The sequence below is a fragment of the Clostridioides sp. ZZV15-6388 genome, assembly GCF_020657755.1.
Lineage (GTDB): Bacteria > Bacillota > Clostridia > Peptostreptococcales > Peptostreptococcaceae > Clostridioides.
On sequence record NZ_JAGWCU010000015.1, the window covers coordinates 35,868 to 48,759 of the forward strand.

General features: G+C 27.7%; 10 protein-coding genes. All 10 read right to left on the reverse strand.

Annotated features, from left to right (window positions below):
- Positions 1-44 precede the first annotated feature (44 nt).
- The 10 genes from KGF48_RS10880 to KGF48_RS10925 all read right to left on the reverse strand — a co-directional run bounded on the left by KGF48_RS10880 (position 45) and on the right by KGF48_RS10925 (position 12,884).
- A complete protein-coding gene (locus KGF48_RS10880; RefSeq protein WP_227840162.1) occupies positions 45-677 on the reverse strand; it encodes a cyclase family protein in 633 nt (210 codons plus the stop codon).
- An 82-nt stretch (positions 678-759) separates the two neighbouring features.
- A complete protein-coding gene (locus tag KGF48_RS10885) occupies positions 760-1,842 on the reverse strand; it encodes an SIR2 family protein (protein ID WP_227840161.1) in 1,083 nt (360 codons plus the stop codon).
- Positions 1,843-1,980: 138 nt separating this feature from the next.
- Positions 1,981-3,327: a M20 family metallopeptidase gene (locus tag KGF48_RS10890; protein ID WP_227840160.1), complete on the reverse strand. Its 1,347-nt coding sequence runs from the start codon at positions 3,325-3,327 to the stop codon at positions 1,981-1,983.
- Between the two features lie 69 nt (positions 3,328-3,396).
- Positions 3,397-4,677: a methionine gamma-lyase family protein gene (locus KGF48_RS10895; RefSeq protein WP_227840159.1), complete on the reverse strand. Its 1,281-nt coding sequence runs from the start codon at positions 4,675-4,677 to the stop codon at positions 3,397-3,399.
- 123 nt (positions 4,678-4,800) lie between these two features.
- Positions 4,801-5,070: an RNA chaperone Hfq gene (gene hfq / locus KGF48_RS10900; protein ID WP_169466998.1), complete on the reverse strand. Its 270-nt coding sequence runs from the start codon at positions 5,068-5,070 to the stop codon at positions 4,801-4,803.
- A gap of 115 nt (positions 5,071-5,185) precedes the next feature.
- Positions 5,186-6,121 (reverse strand): tRNA (adenosine(37)-N6)-dimethylallyltransferase MiaA, encoded by a 936-nt coding sequence (gene miaA / locus KGF48_RS10905; RefSeq protein ID WP_227840158.1) that lies wholly within the window; start codon positions 6,119-6,121, stop codon positions 5,186-5,188.
- Between the two features lie 38 nt (positions 6,122-6,159).
- Entirely contained in the window at positions 6,160-8,145 is a 1,986-nt protein-coding gene (mutL, locus tag KGF48_RS10910) for a DNA mismatch repair endonuclease MutL (RefSeq protein ID WP_227840157.1), read from the reverse strand.
- A gap of 10 nt (positions 8,146-8,155) precedes the next feature.
- The gene (gene mutS, locus KGF48_RS10915; protein WP_227840156.1) at positions 8,156-10,999 is read right to left on the reverse strand and encodes a DNA mismatch repair protein MutS; all 2,844 of its coding nucleotides are present in this window, start codon (positions 10,997-10,999) and stop codon (positions 8,156-8,158) included.
- A 162-nt stretch (positions 11,000-11,161) separates the two neighbouring features.
- Positions 11,162-11,896, reverse strand: a complete 735-nt coding sequence (locus tag KGF48_RS10920) for an ABC transporter ATP-binding protein (RefSeq protein ID WP_227828005.1) — start codon at positions 11,894-11,896, stop codon at positions 11,162-11,164.
- On the reverse strand, positions 11,865-12,884 hold the full coding sequence (locus tag KGF48_RS10925; protein ID WP_227840155.1) for an ABC transporter substrate-binding protein: 1,020 nt from the start codon (positions 12,882-12,884) through the stop codon (positions 11,865-11,867). The genes KGF48_RS10920 and KGF48_RS10925 overlap by 32 nt, the downstream gene beginning before the upstream one ends.
- Positions 12,885-12,892: the final 8 nt, after the last annotated feature.

Genomic DNA, 12,892 nt, shown 5'->3' on the forward strand with positions numbered 1-12,892 from the left:
ACTTTGTATATTACACCTATGTCACTTTATTTTATAGTAAAATATTATTCTACTATGGCTATTGCTCTTACTGGAGCACCATCAGCATCATTATACTTAAATGGAGCTGCTATAAATAAAAATCTTTCTGGCACAGCTTCTAAATTTGTAAGATTTTCTATTATTATTTTACCTTTTTCAAATAAAATATGATGCACTTCAAACGCTAATGTATCATATCTATCTACTGACAACATATCAATCCCTATTCCTTTTATATTACTATCAGCTATATAGTGTGCAGCCTCTTCTGTTAAAGTAGGATAACCTAAATAATATTGTTTTTTATCCCAAAACTTTGACCAGCCTGATTTAAATATTATAAACTCACTACTTTTTATTTCATCTTCATATTTTTTTAGATATTCCAATTCTATATTTTTGCTTCCTTGCTCAAGTTCTAATACATAAGCCTGACCAACAAAATTTTCTATATCCAATGTATCTAAGGATTCCCCTTTAGTATACATATGTTTTGGTGAATCCATATGAGTTCCATTGTGAGAAAATACACTGATTAATGTTTCTTGATATCCATTTTCTTCAATAATAGCTACTTTTTTTATATCTGGTCTATTAGGCTCTGCATATACAGGCATATCATTGTGTGTCACATGAGTTAAATCAAAAACCTTCATTTTTATACCCCCTATGTTTTATTTTCTATTATATACCTAAATTCACTTTATTTCTATTGGATTTTATCCTATTATTGCCAAATTAATATATACTTTTTATAAAATTTAATGGATTCATAGAAAAATCTTGAAAAGAATTATCAGTAAATATAATATCTTCTCCCAAAAAACGTTTATATCTTCTTTCTTCTTTCTTTAAAGTAATCCTTTGTTTTTGTGAATGATTGTTAAAAACCATTATTTTAAGTGGGGCTTTTTTTCGATTTGTCTGAACTCTCTTTAACATATATTTTATATGCATATCAGCTTCAGGAAATGAATATCCACAAAATATTAAAAGGTCAGTATCTCTTAAAGTTTTTTCTGTTTCATTCCATACATTACTTAAAAATATATTTGACATATTCTTAAAATATGTTGGTGGAACTATAATAGGTTCTGTCAATTCATTGCATTCTAGACATTTTGTCTCTGAACTGTTTTCAATTAGTTTCATAACACCACCTTCATGTGGTGTAAGAGTTAAACTGTTACAAATGGGACAGTAAAGCCAGTTCAATGAACCATGTATCTTATAGAGTTTAATTAATGGTTCTTTTGGTTTTCTCCAGTTTAATTCTTCCTTAAAATTAGTAAATTCTACACCATAATCAAGCATAATAGGCAAATTATCTTTATCTCTTAAACCAGTAACTGTATTGTCTATATGTATATCATAATTTGCACTAATAAAAGTTGTATCAAGGAGTAAATCATCTTGTAAAAGATTTTCAACTAAAAGTTTGTGATATTTATTATCTGTTCTAGGTGTGTTATGGATTGCTTCAGCCATCAACAGTATTAAATACTGTCTCAAAAAACGTATACTATCACTCCTATTATTTAAATTTTCAAGTCCAAAATTTCTAAATCCTTCTCTTCTTTGTTCTGCTAAATCTAAAAGCCCTAAAACTTCTTCAAATGTTGGAAAATTTGCATTATCTAGATTATCTTTTCTTATGTCAATATTAAACATTTGTTTAAAAAAAGCATACAATTCTCTATTCATATCAGTATCATAATTTTTAGGTTTTAATTTCTTAAAGTATTCACTAAATAATTCATTTTGAATAGGTAAGTTTTCTGCAGCTGATGCTCCTGCTCCCAAAAATATAGCTATTTTCATATAATTCCTCCTATATAAACATTACTATTATTTTTTATATCTATTAAATATTTATCTTATTAACCTATTTAATAATACAATAATAAAGCTGTCTTTTACTAGAAAAAATCCTATTACAAGACAGCTTTATATTTATATTTAAATCTTTAATAATTCATAAATAGAAAGAGCATATATTTGAGCAGCTTTTACAATATCTTCTACTATCAAATGTTCATTAGCTTGATGCTCTGTTTCTGGTTTCCCTGGGAAAATAGCTCCAAAAGCAACACAATTGTCTAAAGCTCTTGCATAAGTTGCTCCTCCAGATGAAAGAGGTGTTCCATCAAGACCAGTTTCCTCTTCATATACTTTTCTCAATGTTTTAACAAGAAGTGTATCTTCTGGAACATAAATTGAATCTAAGAAATCATATTCTTTATAATCTAAATTATATTTATCTGTTATTTTCTTTAGTTCTTTTACAAAGTCATCTTTTTTATATGTTACAGGAATTCTTACATCAATTCCAGCAAATTCTTTTTTACTATCGATAGTTACTTTACCTATATTTACTGTTAATTTTCCTGACACATCATCCTTGCAATTAGGAACTATATTGTTTCCATTAGCATCTTCACCAATAACTTCTCCTAAAAACTTAATTATATTAGAATCTATCCCTATATTATTAAGAGCTATACAAAGTCTAGCTACTGCATTTATACCAGTATCACTGGCTGCTGAATGAACACTTTTTCCTATTATACATATTTTATTACCTTCAACAGTGTATTCAAAACCTAATTTATCTAATTCTTTTTTTAACTTATCAGAATATTTTCCAATATAAACTGCTTTTCCTGGAACTGCATTTAAAGCCTTCCCAACTGATAATTCTATATCACTTTTACTATCACATGTTAAATGAACTTGTAAAAGACCTTTTTCTGCATTTGTTATTGGGAATCTAGAATCAGGAGTAAATCCATAGTCTGGTACGTCTTCATTATTTTCTTTGTATTTATTTATACATCTCCAAAGATTTTCTTCATCAGCTCCAAAAATGAATCTTATTCTCTTATTTAAATCTATATTTAAATCCATAAGAGCTTTTACTGCATAAATTGCTGATATTGTAGGTCCTTTATCATCTTGTGTTCCTCTTCCATATAATTTACCATCTTCTAAAACACCTTCAAATGGAGGATAATTCCAGCTTTCTAAGTCACCTTCTGGAACTACATCAACATGACCAAGTATACCTATCATTTTTTCACCTTGTCCTATTTCTGCATAGCCATAATATCCATCTTTATATACTGTTTTAAACCCTAAAGATTTACATAAGTCTAAAATACCTCTTAAAGCCTTATCTATATTTTCCCCAAATGGGAAATTTTCAGTTGGCTCAGATATAACACTAGGTATTTTTACACTTTCTTGTATTGAAGAAATCATTTCATCTTGTAGGGAACTTACTTTTTCTTTAATTTGTTCTTTCATAATTATCACCCTTCAATTCTCATCATAATATACTAGTAAATATTTTGACCTTTTAAAAGAAAAATATGCTTACTTTTTTAGTTTTTTTATAAATTCAATTGCTTTTAAAGTACCCATTTTAGAATGGTCAAATGTAAGCCCTCCTTGGAAATAAACATTGTAAGGAGGTCTTATTGGAGCATCTGCACTTAATTCTATGGAAGAACCTTGTATAAATGCTCCTGCTGCCATTATAACTTCACTTTCATATCCAGGCATATCCCAAGGCACAGGTTTAACATAAGAATCAACTGGAGCAGCTTCTTGTATTCCTTGACAAAAACTTATGACTTCATCACCACTATTAAGTCTAACACACTGAATAATATCACTTCTTAAATCATCATATTTTGGCAATACATCATATCCTAATTTTTCAAAAGCTCTTGAACAAAATATAGCGCCCATTACAGCTTGAGATACTACATATGGTGCTAAGAAAAATCCTTGAAGAACATTTCTAGTAGTTCCAAAGGTAAGACCACATTCTTTACCTATTCCAGGAGAAGTCATTCTATATGATATAAGTTCAATTAAATCTTTTCTACCAGCTATATACCCACCTGTTAATGCAAGTCCACCTCCAGGATTTTTTATTAGAGAACCAGCCATAACATCTGCTCCAACATCAGTTGGTTCTTTAGTATCTAGAAACTCACCATAACAGTTGTCAACCATTACTATAACTTCTAGTTTAACAGATTTTATTACATCAATGGCTTCCTTTATATCACTAATTGAAAGTGATTTTCTCCAAGAATACCCTTTTGACCTTTGTATCATAACAAGTTTAGTTTTATCATTTATTTTTCTTTTAATTCCTTCTAAATCCAAATTTCCATCTTCTAAAAAATCTACATCATCATATGTAACACCATATTCTTTTAAAGAACCTTTTTCTTCTCTTATACCTATAACACCCTCTAAAGTATCATATGGTCTTCCAGTAACAGATAGAATTTCATCTCCTGGTCTGACTATTCCTTGTATACATAAAGTAAGTGCGTGTGTTCCATTTACAATTATTGGTCTTACAAGAGCATCTTCTGTATTAAAAACTTTGGAATAAATTTCCTCTATTTTTTCACGTCCAATATCATTATATCCATATCCTGTGGTCCAATTAAAATGCATGTCACTTAATTTAGATTCTTGCATAGCTTTTAAAACTTTATATTGATTGTATTCTCTTATTTCTTTTATTTCCTCAAACTTATATTTTATATCTTCCATTGTTTCTTGTGATAGTTTAAAAGTATCTTCATCTACACCATAGTAATCTTTCAGTAATTCTTTTGTCTCATTAAGCATTTTATCACCTGTCTCTTTGTTATTTTATTTAAACATGTCAAAGGAGACTATTTTACTAAAACAAATAAATTATAGTTTATAAGTTAGCATAAGTCTCCTTTTAATTATCTTAAATTAAATTAATTATCTATTGTTATTGTTGTTATTATTATTATTATTTTGATTTTGATTAGTTAAATTAATATATTTACCAGGTTGTATAGTCGAAACAGCATGTTTATAAATCATGTTTTGTTGTCTATTGTCCCCTTCTATCAATATTATATAACTGTCAAATCCTTTTACAAGCCCTTTGACTTGCACTCCATTGACTAAATATATAGTAACAGGTATCCTTTCTTTCCTAGCATTATTTAAAAACAAATCTTGTAAATTTAAAACTGTATTTTTCATTAGATTTGTACCCTCCCAAGATTAAATTGAACATCTAAAATATTCCTATCTTATATTCTATATAAGTTATGGTAAATTTTCAATATGAAGTTGTATACTTAAAAATTTATATATATTATTTTATAGAATTTTTAATATATATAATTATTTCATTTTTTAATAAATCTATATCTTCATATTTATCCAAATCAAACCATTTTGCCGTTTCATATCTTTTAAACCAAGTTATCTGACGTTTTGCATACCTTCTAGAATCCCTTTTTATTATTTCAATGGCTTCTTTATATGTATATTCTCCATCTAAATACTTCAATATCTCTTTGTATCCTATACCTTGCATTGATATCATGTCTTTTTTAAATCCCATGCTTAAGAGTTTTTTAACTTCTTCAACCAAACCACTCTCTAGCATAATATCAACTCTCATATTTATTCTTTCATACAAATGCTCTCTATCTCTATTCAAAACTATTATTATAGGTTGATAATCGTCATTAAATTTTAAGTCACTTGAAAAGTCATTCATTTTCTTACCGCTTAGACAAACTTCAAGCGCTCTTATAACTCTCTTTGTATTGTTTTTATGAATTCTATCAGCAGCTTCTTCATCAAGTGATTTTAATTTATCATGCATGTAATCTATTCCATTCTCAAGAAGTTGTTTTTGAAGTTCTTCTCTTAATTCATTGTTAGCATCAGATTTTGCAAAATCCATATTGTATATTAAAGAATTCAGATAAAGACCAGTTCCTCCAGTCACTAAAACACACTTTCCTTTTTGATTTATTTCAGATATATATTTTTTTGCTCTTTGTTGAAATTCTGAAACTGAAAATGGATAGTCAGGTTTAACCTCATCTATAAGATAATGCTTTACTCCTTGCATTTCCTCTGAAGTAACTTTTGCACTTCCAATATCCATATATTTATATATTTGCATAGAATCTGCTGAGATTATCTCTGCATCCATATCTTTTGCTAACTTTATTGACAAATCAGTCTTTCCAACAGCAGTTGGACCTGTAAGTATTATAAGTGGTATTTTTTTCATAACATTCCTTTCCATGTATTTTAACTATCCAAAATATTTTACATAATTCTTTTAAACATTTTTTCTATTTCGGTCTTAGAAATTTCAACCATTATTGGTCTTCCATGAGGACACGTAAAAGGATTCTCACAATTTTCTAATTGTTCCAATAAGCTTTTTATCTCAATATCATATATTTTATCGTTTGCTTTTATTGCAGATCTACATGCCATTGATGCAAATCTCTCACCTTTTAAATCATAATTACTTGTAATCTCATCTATATTATCAATTATTTGAAGTATAAACTTTTCAGTTTCTGGAATTCCAAATATAGTTGGAACACATCTTATCATTACATGATTGTTGCCAAAAACTTCTAATTCAAAACCAAATTTCATAAATAACTCTAAATTATTTTCAATTTGAAGCATGTCTACATTTGATACTTCAAGAATTACTGGGTCTAAAAGTATTTGCATATTGATATCTTGTCTATAGAACTTATCCATATATCTCTCATACAAAACTCTTTCATGTGCAGCATGTTGGTCTAGCAAATACATAGAATCATCTTTACTTAGGATTATATAAGTATTAAATACAACCCCAATTACAGAATATCCATATAAGGAAAATTTACGTTTTGAATTAGTTAAATACTCCTCTTCGCTGTCTTTAATACTTTTTTCTAAATAATGACTGTCTTCATTTTTAGAACTATCAATTTGTTTAGGCCTATCAACTTGAAATTCTTCTTGTATATTGTCATTTACAACCTCTTCTCCTAAATAGCCCGTATTTTTTAATTCATTTTCTATATTTGCATTTAAAACTTCACTTACAGAAGGAAATTCATCTATTGGTTTTTCACTTGATAAACTTACAACTTCAATAAATTCATCTTTCTCTTTAGTTGTATTATTATTTTTTGAATTAGCTTCAACGAAATTATTATTTTTAAATTCATAATCTATACTTTTTTCTCTATTATTAATAGCAATTCGAGGCTGCGTTTTCTTATCATTATACGTAGCATACTTTCCAATAAGGTTAGAATGTATTAATTTAACTTTTAAAAAATCTCTTAGTTCTATATACACTTCTTGTTCTTTTTCAAATTTAACTTCAAGCTTATTAGGATGTATATTTACATCAATACATGCTGGGTCTACTTCTATATTTAAGAAACAAACAGCATGCTTACCTATTGGAATTATAGATTTATAACTTTCAGTTATTGCATCTATAATTATTTTACTTTTTACAAACCTTTTATTTATATAGATATGTTGCAAATTTTTATTGGAACGATAGATGTTATTATTTCCTATATATCCATCAATTTTAAAGTGATTGCATTTAAATTCTATATTTATTAGGTTTTCTGTTATTTCTTTTCCATATATACTCCTAATAGTATTTATAAGCTTTCCATCACCTGGAGTATTTAACATTTGTTTATTATTATTTGTATATTTAAATTGGACATTAGGATTGCCTATTGCAAGCTTATTTATCAAATCACTTATGTTTATAGTTTCTGCATGAGTAGATTTTAAAAATTTCTGTCTTGCTGGTGTATTAAAGAAAATCTCTTTTATAATGATTGTTGTACCATTAGTAGAACCAATTGGCTCCTTTGAGACTATTTTTCCACCTTCTACAAATATTTTCGTTCCAACCATTTCATCCTTGGTCTTAGTAATCATTTCTAATTTTGATATAGCTGAAATAGATGCTAATGCTTCTCCTCTAAATCCAAGAGAGTACAAATCATATAAATCATCAATTTTTTTTATCTTACTAGTAGCATGTCTTAAAAAGGATTTCTCAACTTCACTTGAAGGTATTCCTATTCCATTATCTGTGATTTTAATTAAAGTTTTTCCTCCATCAATGATATCTATAGAAATCTTATTTGCACCTGCATCAATAGAATTCTCAATTAATTCTTTTAATGCAGAAGATGGTCTTTCTACTACTTCTCCTGCTGCTATTTTATTTATAGTCAAATCATCTAGGATGTTAATTATATTTTTCATTTTTACACCTCTAAGATTTTATTTCTTTTGCTTTTTTTTGAAGACTGTAAAGAGAATTTATAGCATCTAATGGAGTCATATTTAAAATATCTAAGTTTAAAATTTCTTCTGACAATACATCTATCTTTACACTATCAAAAGATATTTGAGTTAGTGCAACTTCCTTTACAGAATCTTCTTTATCACTTTCTTCTTTATTATCCTTTTTCTTCATTGAACTAACTTCATCGTTTAATGTTTTAAACTTAGAATTTAGTTTATCATAATCCTTTTTCATATGTTTATAGTCTTTTACTATAAGCTCATGTTCTATTTTTAGAGATTCGTATTTATTTTTAAAATTGCTCTGATTTACCTTAAGCAGTTCTTCATCTAAATCATTATTAATCACAGTAGTTTTTTCTTTATCTCCATTTATTGCGACACTGTTATAAACATGATTTTTTTCCAAATCCTTAAGTATATATTTTGCTCTATCTATGACTTCATCTGGCAATTTAGCTAATTTAGCAACATAGATTCCATAACTCTTATCTGCACCTTGAGAAATTATTTTTCTTAAAAATATTATTCCCTCTCCATCTTCTTTAACTGCTATTGAATAATTTTTAACCTCTTTAAATTCTTCTTCTAAATCAGTAAGTTCATGATAATGTGTTGCAAATAGTGTCTTACATCTAATATTCTTTTGAATATATTCTACTATTGACCATGCTAAACTTATACCATCATAAGTACTGGTTCCACGTCCTATTTCATCTAAAATAACTAAACTTCTTTCGGTAGCATTTTTTAATATAAGAGAGACCTCATTCATCTCTACCATAAAAGTAGACTGACCTTGAGATAAATCATCACTAGCCCCTACTCTTGTAAATATTCTATCTAATATTGGTACATTAGCATATTCTGCTGGAACAAAAGAACCTATATGTGCCATAAGTGCTATTATAGCAGTTTGTCTCATATATGTTGATTTACCAGACATATTAGGACCAGTTATTATGTTAATGATGTTTTCTCCACGATTTAAATATGTATCATTTGGAACGAAATTTTCTTCACCTACTATATTTTCAACAACTGGATGCCTACCATTTCTTATATCAAGTTTATTATTTTCGTTTATCTGTGGTTTTATATAGTTGTTCATGTGAGCAACAGTTGCCAAAGATACGAAAACGTCTATATTAGCTATAATCTTAGCTACTTTTTGTATTCTGTCTATATTTTTATATATAGTATCTCTTATACTTACAAATATCTCATATTCTAGAGATTTAATTTTCTCTTCAGCATGTAGTATCTTTTCTTCTATTTCTTTTAACTCTGGAGTTATATATCTCTCTGCATTACTAAGTGTCTGCTTTCTTATATATGTCTCATCTAGTTTTGCTTGTTTAAAGTTGGCCTTTGTTATTTCTATATAATATCCAAATACTTTATTAAATCCTATTTTTAATGATTTAACTCCTGTTTTTTCTCTTTCTCTATTTTCTATTTCTTTTACAAGAAAAGCACCATTTTTAGAAATATCTCTCAATTCTTTAAGTTCATCACTAAAATCAGATTTAATTATATTCCCATCTTTTATAGTTATTGTAGGTTCTTCCAAAATGGCTTCATCTATTAAACTGTATATATCATCCAACTTGTCCATTTTTGATACATACTCTTTTAATCTATTTGCATTTGATAAGTCTATTGTGTCTTTTAGATTTGGTAATTTTTCTACTGAATTTTTTAAGTGAACTAATTCTTTTGGTGTTACTCTTTCAAATGCTATTTTCCCACATATTCTTTCTATATCATATATATTTTTAAGTATATCGTTTAAGTCTTCTCTTAGTATAAAATCATCTTTTATTTCTTCTATTACATTTAATCTATTTTCAATTTTAGATTTATTTATCAGAGGCTCTTCTACATATTTTCTTAGAAGCCTTCCTCCCATTGCAGTAGATGTTTTATCTAAAACATGTAATAGTGAACCTTTCTTTTTGTTTCCTCTTATAGTCTGAGTAAGTTCTAAATTAGTTCTAGTAAACATATCTAAGACCATGTACTCTGATGAATTGTATATATTTATATTGTTAATATTGGATGTTATCTGCTTTTGAGTGTTATATATATAATTTAGAAGAATTGATAAACTCGATTTTATAAGACCCTTATCATCAAACTTTAATTTTTGTAGATAAACATCTGGAAAATATTCTTTTAATATATTTATATCTAAATAGTTGTCACTAAAACTTTCATTTATGTATATGTTGCTTACAGTAGCTATATCTCTAAGTTTTTCTATAAAATTCAAATCATTTACAATTATTTCTGTAGGATGAATTTTTGCAATTTCTTCTATTACTTTATCTTCATTTAGATAAGTTGCATTAGTTTCTCCTGTACTTATATCTACATAAGTTAGACCTATATTGGCATCATCTTTGTATAAAGATAATAAATAATTATTTTTTTTATTTTCAAGTAGATTTCCATCTAGAACTGTTCCAGGAGTAATAACCCTTATGACCTCTCTCCTAACAATTCCTTTTGCAGTAGATGGGTCTTCCATTTGCTCACCTATTGCTACTTTATATCCATTTTCTACTAACTTCGATATATATGAATTGGCTGAGTGAAATGGCACTCCACACATAGGAGCACGTTCTTCTAAACCACAGGCTTTCCCTGTTAATGCTATTTCAAGAGCTTTTGAAGCTACTAATGCATCTTCAAAAAACATTTCATAAAAATCTCCCAATCTAAAAAACAGTATACAATCTTTATACCTATTTTTTACTTCAAGATACTGTTTCATCATAGGAGTTAATTTATTCATATCTATTTGCATTATTAAACCTCCTTCTTTTCTAATTAAATATTATATCATAGTAGATGATTATTATTAACATAATATATAAAATTTTGACGTATAACTAAAAAACAATCCAAAATGCTAATTGCACTTTGGATTGTTAAGTTTAATAATCACTAAGTAAAAACGTATAGAATTTTATAATAAAGATATTATCTCTTTTTTCAGTTTAATAACATTTTCAAGATTATCTTCATTTATATTTCTATTATCTATGATAAATTCTTTTTTTACTATTGATGGTTTTTTTGAGATAACATAGATTCTATTTGATAACATTATAGCTTCATCAATATCATGAGTTATAAGAAGTATCGTTGAATTTACTTTTTTCTTAACATCTAAAAGCCATTTTTGCATAGATGTTTTAGTTAATGAATCGAGTGCACCAAAAGGTTCATCTAAAAGCATTATGTCATTAGAATTTATAAAAGTCCTCAAAAAATTAGCTCTTTGTCTCATACCTCCGGAAAGTTCTGCTGGATATTTATACTCATATCCTTCCAAACCAAAAACCTCAAAATAGTGTTTTACCATAGACCTAGCTTTGCCCTTTTTTTCTTTTTTTAGTACCAGTGGAAGAGATACATTATCTATTATAGTTTTATATGGTAAAAGTAAATCTTTTTGATACATGTAACTATAATTACCATTTATGTTTACCATACCACTATTATAGTCTGTCAATTGAGTTATGATGTTAAAGATAGTACTTTTTCCACATCCGCTTGGCCCCAATATAGAAACAAATTCGCCTTCATAAACATCAATACTTATATCTTTTAAAACATCTACATCTTTATATGTCTTTGATACATTTTCTATAGATATTTTTGCTTTTTTATTGTGGTAAGAATTCATTTGTGTAAGCATCACTTGCCTTCATATCCTTATCTATTAATTTATATTCTTTTAAGAATGATGTATAGTTATTCCATACACTATCTTTCATTTCTCCCCATCTTGGTGCATCATCTTTATATTTACTTGCTAAGTATTCTTGACTCTTTATTGCTAATTTTTCATCTACTTCAGGAGCATGCTTTACTAAAATTTTTGCAGCATCTTCAGGGTTTTTTATTGCATATTCATAACCTTTTGTTGTAGCTTTTAAGAATTTCTTAGCAAGTTCTGGGTTGTCTTTAAGCACAGTATCATTAGAAATTATAAGTGGTGTATAATAGTCTAATCTTTCATCTAAGTCTTTTACTGGTATAAAGTTTAAATCATAATCAATTAAATTAGCTTTAACTACATCCCAACCTTCAAATATCCATGCAAAATCTACAGTTTTCATAGCTGCAAAGAAATCATCTTGACCAGTATTAACTATTTTTAATTTATTAAAGTCAGCTCCATTTTTATTCATAACTGCTTTGAAAACAGCTTCTTCTGATGGAGAACCCCAGCCTCCATAAGTTTTTCCTTCAAAATCTTTTGCTGTAGTTATATTTTTTTCTTTTGGAGATGCAAATCCAGAAGTATTGTGTTGTATAACAGTCGCCACAGCTTTTATTGGAAGTGGGTCTTCACTAGTTTTTGCATAAGTGACTTGCTCTTGATAACTTATACCAAAGTCAGCTTTTCCTGTTGCTACTAAAGTCTCAGCTCCACTTTCAGGTGGTTGTACTATTTCAACATTCAAGCCTTCTTCTTTATAGTAACCTTTATCAAGTGCCACAAATAATCCAGTATGATTCGTATTTGGTGTCCAATCAAGTACAAAAGTCACTTTTTTAGAAGAAGTATCTTTACTATTTTTTTTGTCTTTATCACTATTATTTCCAGAAGAACATCCAGTTATTGTTGCTAATATAAGAGCACTTACTAAACCTAATATTCCTAATTTTTTGAAATTCATAATATCCT

Excerpts from the sequence above, each read along its gene's own strand:
- KGF48_RS10895 (WP_227840159.1), bottom strand. The coding sequence starts at position 4,677 with ATGCTTAATGAGACAAAAGAATTACTGAAAGATTACTATGGTGTAGAT.
- miaA (WP_227840158.1), bottom strand. The coding sequence starts at position 6,121 with ATGAAAAAAATACCACTTATAATACTTACAGGTCCAACTGCTGTTGGA.
- mutL (WP_227840157.1), bottom strand. The coding sequence starts at position 8,145 with ATGAAAAATATAATTAACATCCTAGATGATTTGACTATAAATAAAATA.
- KGF48_RS10925 (WP_227840155.1), bottom strand. The coding sequence starts at position 12,884 with ATGAATTTCAAAAAATTAGGAATATTAGGTTTAGTAAGTGCTCTTATA.
- KGF48_RS10885 (WP_227840161.1), bottom strand. The coding sequence starts at position 1,842 with ATGAAAATAGCTATATTTTTGGGAGCAGGAGCATCAGCTGCAGAAAAC.
- KGF48_RS10890 (WP_227840160.1), bottom strand. The coding sequence starts at position 3,327 with ATGAAAGAACAAATTAAAGAAAAAGTAAGTTCCCTACAAGATGAAATG.
- mutS (WP_227840156.1), bottom strand. The coding sequence starts at position 10,999 with ATGCAAATAGATATGAATAAATTAACTCCTATGATGAAACAGTATCTT.
- hfq (WP_169466998.1), bottom strand. The coding sequence starts at position 5,070 with ATGAAAAATACAGTTTTAAATTTACAAGATTTGTTTTTAAATAATGCT.
- KGF48_RS10920 (WP_227828005.1), bottom strand. The coding sequence starts at position 11,896 with ATGCTTACACAAATGAATTCTTACCACAATAAAAAAGCAAAAATATCT.
- KGF48_RS10880 (WP_227840162.1), bottom strand. The coding sequence starts at position 677 with ATGAAGGTTTTTGATTTAACTCATGTGACACACAATGATATGCCTGTA.